At 31.9% G+C, this 18,945-nt stretch carries 21 protein-coding genes; 14 read left to right on the forward strand and 7 right to left on the reverse strand.

The features are described 5' to 3' along the window. Window positions 1–11 precede the first annotated feature (11 nt). Together HNR32_RS07045 and HNR32_RS07050 are read right to left on the reverse strand one after the other, a co-directional pair. Window positions 12–473 (reverse strand): ATP-binding protein, encoded by a 462-nt coding sequence (locus HNR32_RS07045; RefSeq protein WP_311636573.1) that lies wholly within the window; start codon window positions 471–473, stop codon window positions 12–14. A gap of 3 nt (window positions 474–476) precedes the next feature. After that, window positions 477–776, reverse strand: a complete 300-nt coding sequence (locus HNR32_RS07050) for an STAS domain-containing protein (protein WP_183861108.1) — start codon at window positions 774–776, stop codon at window positions 477–479. 159 nt (window positions 777–935) lie between these two features. On the opposite strand from HNR32_RS07050, the gene HNR32_RS07055 reads away from it, so the two are divergent. After that, window positions 936–1,355 (forward strand): hypothetical protein, encoded by a 420-nt coding sequence (locus tag HNR32_RS07055; protein WP_183861110.1) that lies wholly within the window; start codon window positions 936–938, stop codon window positions 1,353–1,355. Further along, window positions 1,271–3,058 (forward strand): SpoIIE family protein phosphatase, encoded by a 1,788-nt coding sequence (locus HNR32_RS07060; RefSeq protein WP_183861112.1) that lies wholly within the window; start codon window positions 1,271–1,273, stop codon window positions 3,056–3,058. Before HNR32_RS07055 ends, HNR32_RS07060 begins: the two co-directional genes overlap by 85 nt. Before the next feature lie 117 nt (window positions 3,059–3,175). Here HNR32_RS07060 and HNR32_RS07065 read toward each other — a convergent pair whose 3' ends face one another. Both HNR32_RS07065 and sigH read right to left on the reverse strand, forming a co-directional pair. After that, window positions 3,176–3,391, reverse strand: a complete 216-nt coding sequence (locus tag HNR32_RS07065; protein WP_183861114.1) for a hypothetical protein — start codon at window positions 3,389–3,391, stop codon at window positions 3,176–3,178. A 710-nt stretch (window positions 3,392–4,101) separates the two neighbouring features. Then, window positions 4,102–4,818, reverse strand: coding sequence for an RNA polymerase sporulation sigma factor SigH (sigH, locus tag HNR32_RS07070; protein ID WP_183861133.1), 717 nt, complete (start codon window positions 4,816–4,818; stop codon window positions 4,102–4,104). A gap of 275 nt (window positions 4,819–5,093) precedes the next feature. On the opposite strand from sigH, the gene HNR32_RS07075 reads away from it, so the two are divergent. The 4 genes from HNR32_RS07075 to larC all read left to right on the forward strand — a co-directional run bounded on the left by HNR32_RS07075 (window position 5,094) and on the right by larC (window position 8,383). After that, window positions 5,094–5,897 carry an epoxyqueuosine reductase gene (locus tag HNR32_RS07075; RefSeq protein WP_196611012.1) on the forward strand — a complete coding sequence of 268 codons (804 nt, stop codon included), beginning with the start codon at window positions 5,094–5,096 and terminating at the stop codon, window positions 5,895–5,897. Between the two features lie 14 nt (window positions 5,898–5,911). Beyond that, window positions 5,912–7,063 carry a DUF362 domain-containing protein gene (locus HNR32_RS07080; RefSeq protein ID WP_183861116.1) on the forward strand — a complete coding sequence of 384 codons (1,152 nt, stop codon included), beginning with the start codon at window positions 5,912–5,914 and terminating at the stop codon, window positions 7,061–7,063. Window positions 7,064–7,222: 159 nt separating this feature from the next. Further along, window positions 7,223–7,447 carry a hypothetical protein gene (locus tag HNR32_RS07085; protein ID WP_183861118.1) on the forward strand — a complete coding sequence of 75 codons (225 nt, stop codon included), beginning with the start codon at window positions 7,223–7,225 and terminating at the stop codon, window positions 7,445–7,447. Window positions 7,448–7,588: 141 nt separating this feature from the next. Next, on the forward strand, window positions 7,589–8,383 hold the full coding sequence (larC, locus tag HNR32_RS07090) for a nickel pincer cofactor biosynthesis protein LarC (protein ID WP_183861119.1): 795 nt from the start codon (window positions 7,589–7,591) through the stop codon (window positions 8,381–8,383). A gap of 8 nt (window positions 8,384–8,391) precedes the next feature. Here the strand turns inward: larC and HNR32_RS14355 are convergent, their stop codons facing one another. Further along, window positions 8,392–10,293 (reverse strand): BglG family transcription antiterminator, encoded by a 1,902-nt coding sequence (locus HNR32_RS14355; protein WP_183861120.1) that lies wholly within the window; start codon window positions 10,291–10,293, stop codon window positions 8,392–8,394. A gap of 166 nt (window positions 10,294–10,459) precedes the next feature. Here HNR32_RS14355 and HNR32_RS07100 point away from each other — a divergent pair, with 166 nt between their 5' ends. The 8 genes from HNR32_RS07100 (at window position 10,460) to HNR32_RS07135 (ending at window position 17,365) form a co-directional block, all read left to right on the forward strand. Beyond that, entirely contained in the window at window positions 10,460–12,211 is a 1,752-nt protein-coding gene (locus HNR32_RS07100; protein WP_183861121.1) for an FAD-dependent oxidoreductase, read from the forward strand. Between the two features lie 14 nt (window positions 12,212–12,225). Continuing rightward, entirely contained in the window at window positions 12,226–12,756 is a 531-nt protein-coding gene (locus HNR32_RS07105) for a cytochrome c3 family protein (RefSeq protein WP_183861122.1), read from the forward strand. Then, the gene (locus tag HNR32_RS07110) at window positions 12,756–13,376 is read left to right on the forward strand and encodes an ABC transporter ATP-binding protein (RefSeq protein WP_183861123.1); all 621 of its coding nucleotides are present in this window, start codon (window positions 12,756–12,758) and stop codon (window positions 13,374–13,376) included. Before HNR32_RS07105 ends, HNR32_RS07110 begins: the two co-directional genes overlap by 1 nt. Then, entirely contained in the window at window positions 13,348–14,022 is a 675-nt protein-coding gene (locus tag HNR32_RS07115; RefSeq protein ID WP_183861124.1) for a heme exporter protein CcmB, read from the forward strand. The genes HNR32_RS07110 and HNR32_RS07115 overlap by 29 nt, the downstream gene beginning before the upstream one ends. 18 nt (window positions 14,023–14,040) lie before the next feature. Then, a complete protein-coding gene (locus HNR32_RS07120; RefSeq protein WP_183861125.1) occupies window positions 14,041–14,661 on the forward strand; it encodes a cytochrome c biogenesis protein in 621 nt (206 codons plus the stop codon). Further along, window positions 14,658–15,026: a cytochrome c maturation protein CcmE domain-containing protein gene (locus HNR32_RS07125; protein ID WP_183861127.1), complete on the forward strand. Its 369-nt coding sequence runs from the start codon at window positions 14,658–14,660 to the stop codon at window positions 15,024–15,026. Before HNR32_RS07120 ends, HNR32_RS07125 begins: the two co-directional genes overlap by 4 nt. Window positions 15,027–15,029: 3 nt before the next feature. After that, window positions 15,030–16,829 (forward strand): cytochrome c biogenesis protein CcsA, encoded by a 1,800-nt coding sequence (gene ccsA, locus HNR32_RS07130; protein WP_183861129.1) that lies wholly within the window; start codon window positions 15,030–15,032, stop codon window positions 16,827–16,829. Window positions 16,830–16,972: 143 nt separating this feature from the next. Beyond that, window positions 16,973–17,365, forward strand: a complete 393-nt coding sequence (locus HNR32_RS07135; protein WP_183861131.1) for a hypothetical protein — start codon at window positions 16,973–16,975, stop codon at window positions 17,363–17,365. Between the two features lie 42 nt (window positions 17,366–17,407). On the opposite strand, the gene HNR32_RS07140 is transcribed toward HNR32_RS07135, so the two are convergent. After that, complete coding sequence (locus tag HNR32_RS07140) at window positions 17,408–18,067, reverse strand: NAD-dependent protein deacylase (RefSeq protein ID WP_311636575.1); 660 nt, start codon at window positions 18,065–18,067, stop codon at window positions 17,408–17,410. Next, window positions 17,998–18,150 carry a hypothetical protein gene (locus HNR32_RS14360; RefSeq protein ID WP_311636572.1) on the reverse strand — a complete coding sequence of 51 codons (153 nt, stop codon included), beginning with the start codon at window positions 18,148–18,150 and terminating at the stop codon, window positions 17,998–18,000. Before HNR32_RS14360 ends, HNR32_RS07140 begins: the two co-directional genes overlap by 70 nt. Between the last annotated feature and the right edge of the window lie 795 nt (window positions 18,151–18,945).

The following is an 18,945-nucleotide window of genomic DNA, read 5'->3' on the forward strand; positions in this document are numbered from 1 at the left end:
ATAAATATATTTTATTTAGGTAAAACCAATGATTTTTTGAGCGTCAGTTTATTTTTCCCATTTGTAAATTCATAAGTTATTCCATCCATGAGCTTTTTAGCCAAATAAATGCCCAGGCCACCAATAGAGCGTTCCTCTATAGATGCATCTATAAGGGGAATCTGTTTCTGCAAGGGATTAAAAGGTACACCCATATCGCAAAATTGCAAATAAAATATTGATGAATTTTCAATAAAACAATTAATGATAATGACATTTTTATCATTTGTATTAGAAAAACCATATTGAACAATATTTACAAAAATTTCTTCGGCAGCTAGATTAATTGGCATTATTAATTGTTCATCACAACTGTAGGATTGTAATTGTTGTTCAATGAAATCTTGTACAAGATACAATGATTCTATTTTTGCTGGTACAGTTAAAGTGCTTATAATATCACACCCCTTGTGACAGCTATATAAACATAATATTAATTATTGAATGATAGTTAATATATCAGTAAAACCAGAAATTTCAAGAATTTGCAGAACAGCCTCATTTACATGAAGAAGTTCCATTTTACCCTTTCCGTTCATTTGTTTTTGTGCCATCAGAAACACACGCAAACCAGCAGACGAAATATATTCAAGCTTGGTTAAATCAAATTGCAGTAAAGTAATGTCATGCAAATCTTTTTTTAAGGCATCTTGTAATAGCGGTGCGGTTACGGTGTCTAAACGTCCGGACAAAGTTAATATCAAGGTGGCAGCTGTTTTACTAGGTATTATTTCCATAGCGAGACTCCTCCTATATGCAACAGAATATATTTGTATATATTATAACATAGTATATACTATGAGAATTTTATTTTAATCGCTATTCATTCCCTAAAAATAACCGTTCATTCTATAACATATGGCAATTATCTTATTATTGTAATGGAGACTGGTAATATGCTTAAGAAAACTAAAATTACAACAAAAATATTAATTATTATATTGATAACTGCTGTGAGTGCATTAGCAAGCATAGGTCTTATTTCTTATAATGAAATATCTAAAATGGCACAATATACACAACAAGCCAGCAGTGAGCTGGGAAATATATCGGCAAATGAAAGCAGACAGGCTTTAGAGCAGCAAGCAAAAAAATATTTATTGAAAATGGCTGATATGCAAGCCGAGAATATAAATTATAATTTTGATAACATCGCTGCTAAGGTAGATAGTATGGCACAGTACATGGAAAAAATATATGCAAATGCTGATGCTTTTGCAGGTCATTTTCTATGCCCTTACCTAACCAGGTACAAGCGGGAACGGCCAGCGAAAAATATATGCTGGCGCCTGATGTCGTTGAAACCCCTATATTAGATAGAGAAATCAAGCTTATTTCTAATGCCACATATATGTTTTCGGCAATTTATGCTAATAATAATATAATTGATAATTGCTATATAGGAACCAAAAGTGGTATTTGTTATGACTATTCCAAAGACAATGATTTAACTGCTGATTATGATCCCCGCAAAAGGGAATGGTATAAAAAGGCAATGGCACGAAAGGGTAATATAGTATGGATTGGAACATACACTGATTCCGCAGGGAAATTGGAGATAACATGTGCCAAAGCATTTAAGGATGCCAACGGCAATTTTATTGGTGTAGTAGCAACTGATATCATACTTAAGCAAGTAATAGACAAAATTATTGGTTTACGTATCGGCAGCAATGGGTATGCATTTTTACTCGACGATAAAGGAGCATATATTGCACATCCTGATTATATGCAGGCAGGATTTAATGTAAATGCAAGGGAAAATGCAAGCGATACTTATAAAAAAGCGCTTACAAATATGATAAATGGTAAATCTGGGACACAAAAAATTTCAATAAAAGATAAAGAATATTATTTAGCTTATAATGTATTACCAGCAACTGGCTGGTCATTAGGATTAATTATTCCTATCAAGGATGTTGTAGCTGCATCGGAGGCATCAAAAACAAAGATTGATGGCTATAGCACTGCAACACAAAAATATATAAATCAAAGCATTAACGATATTGTTTGGCGGTTCTTTGTATTATTTATATTATGCTTAGTTTTTTTTGTAGTAATATCTTGCCAATTAGCTGGAAAAATAACTAAGCCTATTAAAATATTGACAGCAGGTGTAAAAAAAATCAGTGCCGGAGAATTCAATTATAAAATTGCTGTAACAAGTAAAGATGAGATAGGTGAATTAGCTGATAATTTTAATAAAATGGGGACGGATATTCAATCATATATGCGAAATCTTGCAAACTCTATAGCTGAAAAAGAAAAAATTAACAGTGAGTTGAATGTAGCAGCTGATATTCAAAATGATATGCTGCCAAAAATATTCCCCAAATATGAACATATTAATGGGTTAAATCTTTATGCCAAAATGCAGCCAGCAAAAATTGTTGGTGGTGATTTTTATGATTTTTTTTATATGGATGATAACCAAACAAAATTATGCGTTGTAATTGCTGATGTTAGTGGGAAAGGCATTCCCGCTTCATTATTTATGGTAATAGCGAAACATATCATAAAAACAAGTGTTCTAAATAGTGAGAATTTATCGGATGGTATTAGTAATGCCAACAATCTTTTATGTGAGGATAATAATACCAGCATGTTTGTTACAGCTTTTATTGCGGTATTAGATTTATCAGATGGTTGTCTGGAATATGTGTCCTGCGGACATAATCCACCTCTTTTTGCGTCAAATACAGAGGAGTTTAGATTTATTAAGGTTAAGAAGGCATTACCTTTGGCTGTAGCGGAAAAGATAATATATCAATGCGATAAATTATATATGGAAAGTGATGATACATTAGTTTTATATACAGATGGTGTTAATGAAGCAGCAAATGAAAATAATGAACTATTTGGCGATAATAGATTTATAAATATATTAAACAGATGCCATAATAATAATATTGAAAATATTGATGATTTTTTACGACAGGAAATCTCTAAATTTGCAGGAAAAGCTGAACAGGCTGATGATATTACAACACTTTTTATTCGTATAGTGCCAAAAGATTAGCAGGTATAAAAATGGGAAGTTAAATTAAAAAGACTTTCAAACTAATTTATATAAGTTTGAAAGTCTTCATAAGTACATAATAACGATTTTACCCTTTGTTAAATTCATGATACACAATTAATAAATTTCTCCTTTAATTTTAATCCATAAATTTATATAGCCATCGACTATTCCATCATAATCGACATTTACAAGCTTTGATCTAATAAATTTGTTTGGGTAATTATTTAGTATAGATGCTGTTTTATTCACAGTTCTATGCCTAATACTGATAGCTAAATTGCGTTTTTGCTGATGCGTACAACGCTTTTCCAATACATTAGATGATTGCATAATTAACTGCCCCCTATTATAAAACAATAGTCATTTTTACAACATAAGTATATAAACAAAGGGTAAATCAACTAAACTATAGAATATATGATATTAAAAAATATAATATTTGTCAAATTCTGACAAATCAAATTATAAGCTTATATGGATTAAATTCTACTCATATATTGGCTTTTTAGACAAAAAAAATACACCTGATGGATGCATGCAAAATGTAGACCATAAGTGATTCTATTCGTTAAGCAGGTATTTTATTATCTTACGACAATTCCTCTGCATACTACCCATATTTATATGAATAATATAATAGTTTTTTATCCGTTTGATTACGGCACTATATAACGTAATAGCTCTTTTTTGGTTAAGGTCTGTCCTTAAACAGTTTGGTAAGTTTTTGATTCTAATACAATATTGTTATATATTGTATGGCCAATTTCTTACTTGCAGGATGCCAGTTCATCCTTTGTTAATGAACGAAATTTTTTAGGATTTCGTTACGCGCATTTCTCCATCCTGCACGCATGCATCAAGTGTATTTTATATTTAGTTTTTCCTTGTGTTTAGTATAGCATAATATAAAAATATATGCAAGAATTTTCTAAAAAATCTTATAATACTATTGAGCGCAACTATTATTTACAACGATGTCCGTAATATTAATCGTTAAGGACATCGTTGATATTATGTATTTAAATCTACTGAAAATCGACTTAAGATATTCGATTTTGATAGTATTCCTGGAAATTTGTACCATATATTAATTTGGATAAATCATCCTCTTTATCAGGAGAATTTGCAATATATTGTCCGAGCTTGTGTTTTATGCGCTGCAACGCATTATCGATTGATTTTATATGGCGATTTAAATCAATTGCAATTTCTTTATAGGAATTACCGCTAAGATAAGAGATAAAAACCTGCCATTCTAATTTGCTAAGAACACTTTTCACTTTAGATTCAACTGTTAAACATTCTTCATAATTAATCATTAATTCTTCCGGATCACTAGCATACGCTTCTGATAAAATATCAAGCAAGGTACGATCTGAGTCATCATAGATTTGTTTATTAATTGATATGTATGAATTTAAAGGTATATGTTTTTGTCGAGTACTTGTTTTCACAGCAGTAATTATCTGCCGGGTGATACATAATTCAGCAAATGAACGAAATGATGCAAATTTATCATTTTGAAAATCACGAATTGCCTTATATAGTCCTATCATACATTCTTGGATAATGTCTTCACGATCAGCACCAATTAAAAAATAAGAACGTGTTTTGAAACGGACAAAATTGGTATATTTTTTCATTAAAAAATCTAAAACATAAGCATTTGGTTTTATTCTTATTGCTGAAATTAATTCTTCATCGGTGAAGGTCGCAAGAAAATCATCAAAATCAGACATTGTATGTGCGTTAGGCATATTTATTTTTTCACAAGCTGAACCTGTTTTTTTATAACATTGATTATTGAAAATATTGTTGTTTTTAACTTTTGACATAATCAACACTTATTACTCCTTTAGTTTAAGTATTTTCTTCCTTGTAATACTTAGTACAATATTTTAATATTATTAGTTTGACTATTATAAGTTATTATTGATTATATCACATATAATCATATTAATAAATCATATATAAAAATCTTTATGTTATAATATAAACAGCAGTGATGAATACAGTAGGGGGGATTTTTTATATGAGTATAAAACAAATCATAGTCAAAAATATATGTGAATATGTAAAAGTAAAGCAAAAACGAATAAATAATATACCTTTATGGCGAGAACCACTAGTAGGATTTGCTGACGCCAACAATGAAGACATATTAAATCTTAAAGACACTATATCACTAAACCATTTAGTTCCTAAAGATGTATTACCTCACCCGTCAATTATTATTGCTTATTTTTTACCATTTACTAAGGAATTAGCAGCAACTAATAAGAATGAAGGCGATATTGCCTCAGTAGAATGGGCTTATGCTTATGAAGAAACAAATAAAATATTTGGGGAAATAAACAAATTAGTCATTGAGAAACTTGGCGAACTTGGTTATAGGGGAGCTGTCCCTAAAGCAGCCGGAACATTTAATAAAGAAAAACTCATTAGTGATTGGTCGCAGCGTCATATTGCCCGTGCAGCTGGATTAGGCAGCTTTGGTATAAATAATATGCTGATCACTGCTAAAGGCTGTTGTGGCCGGTATAATACAATAGTCACAAACCTTGATATAAAGCCAGATGATATACAGCCGCATGAATATTGTTTATATAAAAAAAACGGCAGCTGTGGTATATGTGTAAAACGTTGCCCATCAGGTGCGCTTACCCATAATGGTTATAATAGAAAAACATGCTATCAAGTATGCAGCAAAAATGCCCGGATATATAAAGACTTTGGCAGCTCATATACTAATGAAGCGGATGATAAGCCCAATAGCGTTGGCAGTGACGTCTGCGGCAAATGCGTTACTAATGTTCCCTGTGCTTTTTGGAAATGATATAGGTGTATATAATGGAAGATGTTATTATAAAAAAATGCGCGTCTTATAATTATAACGAAGTAGAAAGAGCTGTTTTTTCCAGTATGGAATATTGTTTGGATTTAAAAACAATAAATAAAACTACAGGAAAAGTGTTACTAAAAGTAAATCTACTAAAAAAAAATCTCCCTGAGGATGCGGTCACTACACATCCTGCAGTGGTAGAAGCTGTCGTTAGATATATGCAGAATTTAGGCTGGCAGGTTATTATCGGGGACAGCCCTGGCGGACCATTTTATAAAAAACGTATGCAGGAAATTTACAAAGCCAGCGGTATGCAGCAGGTTGCTCAAAATACTGGCTGCGAACTTAATTATGATTTTGATTCAGTAGAGATAAATAATCAGCAAGCAGATAAATTACATTCAATAAAAATCATTCGCATAGCAACTACAGTAGATTTAATTATTTCAATTGCTAAATTTAAAACACATTGCATGATGATGTACACTGGTGCCGTAAAAAACTTATTTGGCACTATTCCAGGGCTTACCAAGGCTGAATATCATTTTAAACTTCATAGCGCAGAAAATTTTGCTGGTCATTTACTGGATATTTGTGAATATATTAAACCTGTTTTCTCAATTATTGATGCAATTGAGGCAATGGAAGGAAACGGTCCGGCATCGGGAGAAAAACGTCACGTTGGATTGCTTTTAGCTGCTAAAAACCCTTATGCTCTTGATACAGTTGGCACATATATTATGGGAATGGAGCCATTATCAGTACCAACTGTTAAAGTTGCTCAACTACGAAATTTATTTAGTGGTGATTTAAATGACATAAATATATTGGGTAATGATTTTTCAACTGTTCCCATAATTCCCTTTAAAAAACCGGCGTCCATCAAAAAAACATTAGTTAGTGGTATAGTCCCCTATAAAATAGAATCATTTTTAATAAAAGCGTTACGTCCTAAACCTGTTTTTAATCATCAAAAATGTATTTCTTGTGGTGATTGTGTGCGGAGTTGTCCAGCAAAGATAATAACACTGCAAAATGGTAAACCAGTAGCTAATTTGGAAAAATGCATCAGTTGTTTTTGTTGTCATGAATTATGTCCAGCTAAGGCAATTGATATAAAAACTCATTGGTTATATAGATTATTGTTTAAGAATAATTAAATTTCTATAACTGTAGGATATTACATATGTTATAAAAAAATAACATTGGATGAAGCGATTACAGAAGCAGATAAGATGATGTATGAAAGAAAGGCTTTAATAAAATCTAATATAGTTGAGCATGCAGCTTATATATAAAATTATAAAGGAAGTATTAATATGACGAAAGAATTTGAAGAGGCTATAGCCAATTTTAATACATGGAAAATTGTTGAAATATTAGAAGAAAAAAATGTAGATATTCCAGAAAATGAGACAGTACTTTTGGGTGGAATACATATGGCAAGGATTTATCTTGCAACAGCTACCGATAAACAAAAAGAAGAATCTAAACAATGGCTTGTAGATCATGGCTGTGTGTCATGGATAAGTATGGAACAATAGTTTAATATCGGAAAATTAAAAGCAAACCATTGCGTCAAATATTAATTATATTTATTACCAATATAATTATTTAGCCTATTGACTTAGAGCTAACACTAACGAGTATAATAAGAAGCAAAGTTCTTGGAAAGGTTGGAGGATATGCAGATATTATATTATGACTGTTTTTGTGGAATTAGTGGCGATATGAATTTAGGTGCTCTTTTAGATTTAGGGGTAAATGAAAACTATCTGCGGGAAGAATTAGCAAAATTATATATACAAGATGAATACGAATTGCAGATAAAAAGGGACTGCAAAAATGGTATTACAGGAACAAGAGTAGAAGTTGTTTTGGCGGGTCAGCATGCAGAGCATGTTATACATGAAAAGAATCATGAACATGTACACAAACATGAAACTGATGTTCATACGCATCAACATCAGCATCGCAATTTAAAAGATATTGAAATTATTATAAAAAACAGTAGCTTGTCAGAAAAGATTCAGCAAATAAGCATGGATATTTTTCATAAAATTGCAGTAGCCGAGGCAAAGGTTCATGGCAAAGATCTGTATGAGGTTCATTTTCATGAAGTTGGGGCGACGGATTCTATTATTGATATCGTCGGTGCAGGTATTTGTTTAGCGGCTTTACAGGTAGATAAAGTAGTGGCATCAACAATTGAATTAGGCGGCGGCTGGGCGAATTGTGCTCATGGTAAAATACCAGTGCCTGCACCAGCTACTGTAGAAATTGTAAAAAACTTACCGACTAAATTAGGTATAGTTCCTTTTGAAACTACTACCCCTACTGGGGCAGCTATTTTAGCATCGTCAGTGGTTGAATTTACGGATAAAATTAATTTTTCCATTGAAAAAATTGGTTATGGCATAGGTCATAGAGATTTAGCTATTCCCAATGTATTACGAGTTTATTTAGGAAAAGTTAATTAATAGATAATTTAAAAGCATATTGTTTCACAAATACATTTACTGAATTCTTTATAGTTGACAGCTTTTATTATTTTATGAAGAATATCAATTTCTTGTAAGGTATTAATAATTAAATCCAGTGAATACTGCATAATTTCCCAATCATCAGGATGCAGTGTAATAATAAAAATAATATCAATGGGATTATTATTGATTATACGAGGTTTTTTATTAACTATTGTCACAAGACCTGTTTTTTTTACATTATGAAAAATAATGTCAGCAACAGCTATATGTCCAAAGGTATTGAAATGGATTTTATATTCAGTAGAACATTTAGAACAGGCTGCGATATATTCATTATTTTCAAGAAGGTTTTGTGTTTGTTGTTTTATAGATTCTAAGCTGCATTGTGCAGGAATATGTTTAAAAAGCGTTTCATTTCCGAAGTTATTAAAAAAATTTTGGATTATGGAGCGTTTTTTTTGTGCCTTTTTTGTTATAATATGCTGCTTGATATTTTGTATTGTCTTTGTGGAAAGCAATGCGTCAGTGACAACCCAATCAGTATTAAAGCCAATTGGCAATGGAACCGTTGTAATTATTAAATCCACTTTTTTTAGTTGTGACAATTCTTTTTCACAGCAAAGTATCTGTCTGACTGATATATCGTTAGAAAAATTACGCTGAAGATTTTCTTTTAATTCTTTATCATAGTCAAAATATGGCGTGATTAATAGTGCACAAGATATTTTTTCAAAATCGAATTTATGTTTACTGGCCAGATTTAGTCCAATATGTAAGGCAAGATAGGCACAGGAATCTTCATTTATAATGACAGCAGTAATTTTTTGTATTTCATTAGCAATTGCAGCGGTACATTTAAAAGCAAATGGCGATGCAATTTTCATATCATTTTTACGGGGATCATAGCTTATATGCCCGGTACTTAGTCGGCATAATAAATTATGAAGATTTAAAGCAAAACGAATCATGAAACGTTCGTTTAAATCAATAAAGGGAAGTAAACAGCGTATTTTTTGGAAAAGATCATTAAAGAACTTTTCTGATTTTTTAGGCATACGTTTTTTTAATGCTGTTATTGATAAGTGATTAAAATCAGCAGGCAATAAATATCCTAATAAGAGTTCCTGTATATATTTTTCCTCGATAGAAACTACTTTAATATTATAAAATTTTTGAATATAGTCAAAAATAGCTTGAGAGATTGGACTAGTTGATAATTGAACTAGTGACTTGCTGATAATGTGATTGTGCTGTATACGTTCCATAGTTATAAGTATTTCTAAAATTAAATTAAAAATTAAACAATCATTGATAAAATAATTTTGTTTCGATGATTGTTGCAATAATAAATCATATAGTTCATCAATAGGTGCTTTAGGAAAAATTTGCTGCAATGATGATGTACATACTTTATCTTTACTTAGTGTTTCACAAAGAACAAAATTTAAAAGATTGCGGATATCAGTTTCAAGTCCGGTTAAATAAATATAGTCGGCATTAATGCGGGCTTTTATTTTGTATTTTTTTATTTTACGTTTAAGCAATATAAGATCCTTATGGAGTGTTTCAGTACTTACGCAAAGTTTTTCTGCAGCAGTAACAATATTTATCTGGTTATCTGAGTCTGCTGAAAGCAACGAATTTTTTAAAAGCCAATTGATGCGTTCATTTGCTGTTTGTGGTGATAAATTATTTCTAGCAATAAGAGCGCGTCCTCGTGTTTTATCAATACGGTATCCTTTATATGATGATGTGATAAGTTGCGGATGAAAAAAATTAATATCTGAGATATATGACATTACTGTACGGGTTGAAACAGAAAGCTTGTCAGCTATTGCGGCAGCTGTAAGTAAAATATTGGTATTAATTAATAGATATATTAAATCGAAGTGTTTTGAATTCACTAAAAAATCCCCTTGTTTTTTTCAATAATTAAAATTTATCACGCGATAATATATTTTGCAATATTTTTTTGCAGATTAGCTCTGCAATACTTTATTTGTTTTGATAAACAATTATGATTAAACTATATGTATAAATTATAAGTACATATCTAAAAGAGGGATAAATATGTCGAATAATATTGAAAAGAAACATGAAATAGCTCGTCGTACATTTTTAAAAGATAGTGCATTGGCTGTTGGTACTGCAATAACAGGCAGTCTGCTTTTATCGGGATGCAGCAAAAATCCAAATGATTATTTAAGAGAGCCAAAACCAAAATCAGAAATTTCTTCTGATTGGTTAGGTAAAGCACCTGATATACCAGAAAGTAAAATTAACGAAACAAAAACAGCTGACGTTGTTATTGTAGGTGCTGGAGTTGCCGGACTGGCAGCAGCACGGGCAGCTTCTGAAAATGGAGCTTCTGTTATAGTTGTAGAAAAAGCTGGAACATGGCAATGCCGCAGTGGTCAATATGGTACATTAAATAATAAGATTCAACGTTCTATGGGAATTACATTTGATAAGAATACGGCTATTCTGGAAAATATGAAACAAATGGGCTATCGTAGTGACCAGCGTGTTTGGAATTATTGGGCAGAACACAGTGGTAAAGATTTTGATTGGCTTTTGGAAATGGCACCGGATTTAAATGTAATAGAAGAAACTAAATTAGATGATATTGACCGCAATAAAATAAATTTAATGATAATGCATTATCCAACTCCGGCGGGCTATAACAGAGATGAAGAAAACAGCCCGTCTTATCCTACTGTTATGGCATTTTTGCCAAGCCAGGAACCAATCCAAACAAGAGTATATAACAAATGTAAAGAACAAGGCTGCAAATTTATTTTTTCGACACGAGCAATAAAGCTTATACGCCCAGACAATAAAGGTCGTGTTCAGGGAGTAATAGCTCAGCATGTTAATGGCAAATATATAAAACTTAAAGCAAAAAAAGCAGTAATATTAACTGCAGGTGACTATGGCAATAATAAATCTATGATGAAACATTTTGTGCCTTATGCAATGGATTATGTAAATGTTTTTCCAAATAGGGATGCTAAAGATAAGCCTACTAATACTGGGGATGGTCATATTATGGCTGTATGGGCTGGTGCTAAAATTGAAGATGGTCCACATGCACCAGTAATCCATACTTTAGGCGGACCAATGGGAACAGATGCATATTTTCTTGCAAATGCTAAAGGAGATAGGTTCGTAAATGAAGATATTGGCGGGCAGCAGCTTTCTAATGCCATTTATCGTCAGCCGCAAAATTTTGCATGGCAGATCCTTGATGATAAATGGCCGGAACAGTTGCAGGATATGGGAGTAGCTCATGGTAGTGTTAATTACTGTCTTCCAGCTTCAGAAAATCCTAAAGTGCCAGCAGATTGCCAGTGGTCCATTGGACGCATGGGTTATACTTCACGTGAAGATTTTTTAAAAACAAAAGATCTTATTGTTGCACAAAGCCTTGAAGAACTAGCTAAAAAATTATGTCCGAAAAGTATACAGGATCAAAAAAATCTTCTTGCTTCGATTAAACGTTATAATGAACTTTGCCACAAAGGACATGATGAAGATTTTGGAAAAATGAAAAAAAGAATGTTCTCAATTGAAACAGCACCATTTTATGCAGGAAAAATGGTTGGCGGGGCAATGCTTGTCAATATGGGTGGACTTACTGTAAACCCCGAAACTGGCAATGTTTTAGATAGAGATTATAATGGGATTGAAGGACTTTATACGGCAGGTAATACTCAGGGCGGAAGATTCCTGGTAGATTATCCAATCGTTACAGCTGGTGTGAGCCATGCATTTGCACTCGTTTATGGCCGGCTTGTTGGTACGGTAGCAGCAAAACTTTAAAGGATGTGAAATAAATGAAAAAAATAACAATGAAACAATTAAAACAGCCAAAAGTATGGGGTAGTCTATGTATTTTGATAATTGTTTTTTGTGGTATAGGTTATGCAGCAATGAAAACTGTTAGTGCGCGGCCAGCATTTTGTGCAAGTTGTCATAATATGCAGACCTATTATGATACTTATACTAAAGGTCATTTGCTTGCTAAAAAACATGCTGAGGCTGGTGTTACTTGCCATGATTGTCATGAACCTAGCCTTGGTCAGCAAATGGATGAAGGATTAAAATTTATTACTGGGAACTACAAAGAGCCATTACCAGAGTATGAATATTCAAATGAACAGTGTTTAAAATGTCATAATTTTGATGATGTGAAAGCTAAAACAGCTAAATATGGCAAGGCTAATCCACATGATTCTACTCATGCCAAGGGCAATCAACCACCACAATGTTATGAATGTCATAGTGTACATCATTTACAATCAGCAAAAAAATGCAATACCTGTCATACTGTAGACTGGGTATTGGATGATAGCTGGGAAAAATAATGGGAATCAGCATTATTTACAAAAAAATCACCCAAAAATTTAATGATCATGAATTATTTAATAATTTATCCGGCATAATAAAACCGTATAATATTACAGTAATTACTGGTCTTAATGGTGCTGGTAAATCAACATTAAGCAAAATTTTGACAGGACAATTATATCCGTCAGAAGGTAAAATTAGTTATTGGCAAAATGATGTTTTGCTGCCAAAAGATGAATTTCGTAATTTTTTAGCAGTAGTTAGTCCAGAGGTATATTTTTACGAAACAATGAATGCAGCAGAAAATTTAAAATTATTAGCAGGATTAGCCGGAAAAAAGTTTGATAATGCTGTTTTAAAACAGGTTTCAGAAGAAATTAAACTTGATTTATTAAAAAAAGAAAAGCTAAGTGTATATTCTACTGGACAGCGGCAACGTTTGAAAATAGCACTTCTTTTATTAATAGATCGTCCTGTATGGTTATTAGATGAACCGTCCAGTAATTTAGATATTGCTGGACGGGAGCTGATCTATAGCTTGGTAATGAATGGGAAAAAAACTGGACATACAATAATAATTGCATCAAACGATGCCCAGGAGGTATCTTATGGAGATCAACACATCGCCCTTTCGTAAAGTTTGCTTGGTATTGTATAAAGAAATTCTTATAGAATATCGTTCACCACAGCGGATAGGTGTTTTGCTGATGTTTTCCCTGACAACATTTTCTGTTGTTAGTATGGCGTTGGGGTCACAATCACTGACCCCGCCCTTTTTAGCATCACTTTTGTGGATTGTTGTGTTCTTTTCAGCAATAGCAAGTTTGGCACATTCTTTTTTACAGGAACAACAAACAGGAACTATTTATGTTCTGCGTTTATATGGAGGTGCACAACCTGTATTATTTGGGAAGTTATTATATAATCTTATATTATTAACAATTCTTTTTTTATTTGTTGTTCCGCTTTTTTTTATGTTTTTTACAGTTGAAATGGTTGATTGGGAATTATTTTTGGGAACATTATTATTGGGGGCTATCGGAATGGCAGTGCTCATGACGCTGTTATCGGCATTTTTATTGGCAGCTCATAATCAAAATGCATTATTCATGGTTATTAGTTTTCCAATATTATTACCACTTTTATTGTTTGGTATTTTACTTACGACACAATCTTTTCAAACAGATACGGCAGTAAATTTAAAACAATTGTATTTTCTGGCAGGTTACGATGTTGTTATGCTGGGAACGTCTTCAGTATTATTTGATTATTTATGGTATTAAATTAGAAGGGATTTCCGAATGAAGGATATTGTATTATTTTTTTATACGGTTGCAATGGTTTGGGCTGTTCTTACTTTGATTCCACCAGTAGCAGGATTAGGAAATGTGGTAAAAATAATATTTTTTCATATTCCTACAGCATGGGTAGCGGTTTTAGCGTTTTTATTGTCTGCTTATTATGCTTGGCGGGTATTAAAATCAAAACAGTTAAGTGATGATACCATAAGTTCTCGTGCTGCTGGTTTAGGATTGATTTTTTGTTTGTTAGGTACAATAAGTGGTGCTGTTTTTGCCAAATTAACATGGGGGGCATATTGGAATTGGGATCCAAGACAAATTACGATATTTGTTTTATTGCTTATTTATGGCGCATATTTTGCTTTGCGTAGTTCAATTCAAGTCAAGGAAGTTCGTGCCAGAATATCAGCGGTATATTCTTTGTTGGCTTGTGTAGTGATGCCATTTTTGGTATTTGTTATTCCTCGTTTTTATTTTTCACTGCATCCTGATCCAATTATTAATAGGAGTGGCACGATACATATGGATAATATTATGATTATAGTATTGCTTTTAGCACTTTTAGATGCCACTTGTATTTTTTTGCGTTGTTTATATTGGAAAGGAGCAAAAAAGATATGAAACGACGTCATGTCTTTATATTGTTAGTGATTATTTTTTTTGGTGGTTATACTTTACTAGAATTTACGTCAGCACTTAATCCCTATGTTGGAATAGCAAAAGCCAAAGCTTCTACTGCTTCAGTACAGGTAAAGGGTGAATTATCGAAAAATAAGGATAGTATTTATTATGATCAGCAAAAACAACTTCATTTTATTTTGTATGATGAAACTGGTAATCATATGAATGTAGTTTATAGTGGTACTGTGCCGGAAAATTTTACACATGCAAAAAATATAGTAATTATTGGCAAAATGACTAATGGAGTATTTCAAGCTAGTAAGGTATTGGCAAAATGTCCTACAAAGTACCAGAAAGGAAAATAATAAATGTTAGGTGTTGTTAGTTTTTTTCTTGCATGTCTGCTAACTATAATAACGGTTTTTTGTTATTTGCCATCTTTATGGTGCAAAACTCCTTTAAAATTTGGACGGATATGTTATTATTTATCTGCAGTAGGTGTTGTTATTGCAGCAGGTTCTTTTTTGAGTGCTATTTTACAAGATGATTTTCAGTATATTTATGTATATAGTCATTCTGCAGCAAATCTTGGTTTTTGGTATAAAGTCTCAGTATTTTGGGCAGGACAGGAAGGATCCTTTTTATTATGGTTCTTATTTCATGCTTTAATAGGAAGCTGGCTCCTTTATAAAGATCGTTTAACAGCACCAGCATTTTGGGTATATTGTATTATACAACTTATGCTGGTGATTTTTTTATTGAGTAAAAATCCATTTGTATTAGGAATGCCAATGTCTGTTGGTGCGGGGCTTAATCCGTTGTTACAGGATTTTTGGATGGTTATACATCCTCCTGTTGTATTTTTAGGATATACAGCTTTTGCTGTTCCATTTTCTGCAGCTATGGGAAGTTTATTGACAAAACAAATCGATAAATCATGGATAAAAACGGCTGAGATATGGAGTATATTTGCCTGGACAACCTTAGGCATGGGGATTTTTATGGGCGCTTACTGGTCTTATAAAACACTTGGCTGGGGTGGTTATTGGGGATGGGATCCTGTAGAAAATGCTTCGCTTGTTCCCTGGCTTACCGGAGCAGCACTTTGTCATATTTTGGGATATATGCGTAAAAAATCAACTTTTACACATTTAGGATATGGACTGTCCTGGTTAACTTTTTCTTTGATTCTTTACGGAACATTTCTTACGAGAAGCGGCTTACTTAGTGATTTTTCTGTACATGCCTTTGAAGCGGGAAAAAGTCTTGTTCCTCTTGCGCCAGTAATTTTTGCTATAATAGGTTTTTCGGGATTGTTGTTAGCAATAAAATGGCGCAACCTTTCCAATATTAAATTTGAAATTTCATATAAGCAATGGGGATTTTGGTTGTATGCCGGAGTTTGGATTTTACTTATAATAGCACTATTAGTTTTTATTGGTATGTCAACGCCAATTTTTTCTTTGCTTTTAGGTCAACCACAAAATATATCAATTGATTTTTATAATAAATCATTACAATTTCCAGCAATAGTACTTCTATTATGTTTAACAATAGTTTCTATATTGCGCTGGTCAAAAAATATATTTCAATCCAAGAAATATTTATTGTTTAGCATTTTTCTGAGTATATTTTCAGTTGCTATAATAGGAATTTTTTATAAAATGCATCAGTTGCAATATTTTTTATGGGCAGCAATTGCTATACTGGCAATTATTGTACAGTTAAAGGAACAAGCTATAGAAAAAATCTTTGTAAAAATTGCCCATGCCGGAGTAGCGTTACTGCTGTTAGGAGTGCTTTTTTCCTCAACTTGCCAAATAATACATAAAGGAATAGTATTTCAACATGCAAATTCTAATGTAATAATATTTAATCAGGGACTTCGTTACAAAAAAAGCCAGGATTCATCTGATGGGCAGGGATTTATTCATTATTTTTCCTTTGGTAAAAATACAATGAAATTAGAAAGTCGCTTAGACAGCAGAGGGAATATCGGCGTAAAGCATCCGGCTATTTTACATACTATTACGGGAGATTATTATTTAGCTGACCGAGGAAAATCACTTTCTCTTAGCTTTAAGCCTCTTATAGCATTTGTCTGGCTGGGATGCATACTGATTACACTAGGTGGTTATTGGGCATGGCTTCAGAAAGTAAAAAGTTAATTTTGTGAGTTATATATCATCATGATAAAGAGCCTATGTTTTGTTACTGAAAACATAGGCAATTATTATATTGTTATTATATATAATAATTGCTATAATATATGTATAACATATAAAAGTATTTAATAAAGTGAGGTATTGGAATGAATTTTAATAAATTATTATGCATAATATTCATAATTTTTAGTTTAATATTTTTTAGTAGTCCAGCAGTCTATGCAGCACAAAAAGGCGTTGATTTTCATACGACAAGTGTATCTATCGAGCCCAACAAAGAAATAATAAATGGCTATTTTTTCAATTATACACCTCGGTCTGTAATAGTAGCACAGTTGTCATTAAATGTTTTTATAACAGATTTATTAAAGGGAACTACCGTCGTTTCTGATCATGCAATATTTACTGATCTTAATATTAATATTGATTCGCAGAAAAGAGTAAATCATGTATTTGTTATAAAAAATGAAAATTTTCATGGCTATACAGGACAATACCATTGGAAGATAAGCTCAAATATATGGTTTGTTAATAAATAAGGTATATTATATAAAGTTACAGTAATTGATAATATTTTTATTTTAGCAGGCAAACGAACTTTTTAAGGAGGCCATTGCCTCGTGCAGCACTTTTCCAACAGAATCATGAATGACTAAATTTGCTTTTTTATCAGCATTGGTTGTTGATTTATTTATTAGCACTAGATTACTGCCGTTAAAATATTCGATTAAATTCGCTGCTGGGGATACAACTAAAGATGTGCCACCAATTATTAAGGTATCTGCTCTACTTATTGATGATATTGCTTTAAATATGATTTCATTATTTAGAGGTTCTTCATATAATACAATATTGGGCCGGATAAAATGACCACATTCACAATAAGGAATACCCTTTGATTGCAATAGATAATCTATAGTATATTCTCTATGACATTTTACACAATAGTTTTTATATATTGTTCCATGCAATTCTATTACATTTTTTGAACCAGCAGCTTGATGTAATCCATCAATATTTTGGGTAATGATAGCTGATAATTTTCCCATTTTTTCTAAATCAGCCAGTGCTTTGTGGCAATTGTTAGGCTTGGCATTAAGATAGATTAGTTTAGCTTTATAAAATTCATAAAAAGCTTCTGGATATTTATAAAAAAAGGGGGCTGATAGTATCATTTTGGGCGTATACTGCTGACGGGTTTTTTCATTATATATTCCTTTAGCACTTCTAAAATCGGGAATTCCTGATTCGGTAGATACACCGGCTCCACCAAAAAAACGATATTTTCACTTTTATTTATTATTTTTACCAAATAATCAATCATAATACGGGCCTCTTTTCTGTATAAAGTTTTAGTAATTTAGTACTTATTTATTAGGTAATTGTCAATGAAGAAAAATGCTGAACTAATTTTTTAAGATAAATTAATAATTTATGCAGTGTTAATATATAGCTTCTTCGTAATGATGTTTGTCGTGTATATAGTTTTTGTAAAAGTTTTGCATTAATACAATATCTAAGAGTAAAAAAAATCAGAAAATTCTTGCATAATATATTATATCATGTTATACTAAAAGTGCAATATAACTTAAATACAATTTATGCATACGTGCAAGATGCTAAAAGCATGTAAGGAAAATCTGTAAAAAGATTTAAATGATAGGGCGTACTATCAATAGGGTGAACTGGCATCCAAATAAGTAATTAACTTCAATTAAAAGCTTGTTTTTTGATGAACTAAAACTTATTATACTGTAGAAAACAGTCCAGAACCAAAAGAGCTATTCATATAGGTAGCGAGCTGTTGAAAACAGTATCTGGATCAATATGTATATAGTCACTTATGGTCTGCATTTTGCACGTAGTCATAAATTGTATTTATATTCTCCTTCAATAAGAAAACGCTGTCAAATATTTGGCAGCGTTTTCTTTATCTGCTCTAGCTTGGTTAGTACTCCCTTCTCGAATTAAATGACACAAATAAGCTGAAAAAACTAATAAATCATACATATACTAAATTATTTCGTAAATTGCAATAGCAAATTGAACACTTTTTTATCCATAATTATTTTTGGTTAGAATATATTTTATCTAAATTTTCATCAAAAAGCTCTTCTGG

Source organism: Pectinatus brassicae (assembly GCF_014201835.1).
GTDB lineage: Bacteria > Bacillota > Negativicutes > Selenomonadales > Selenomonadaceae > Pectinatus > Pectinatus brassicae.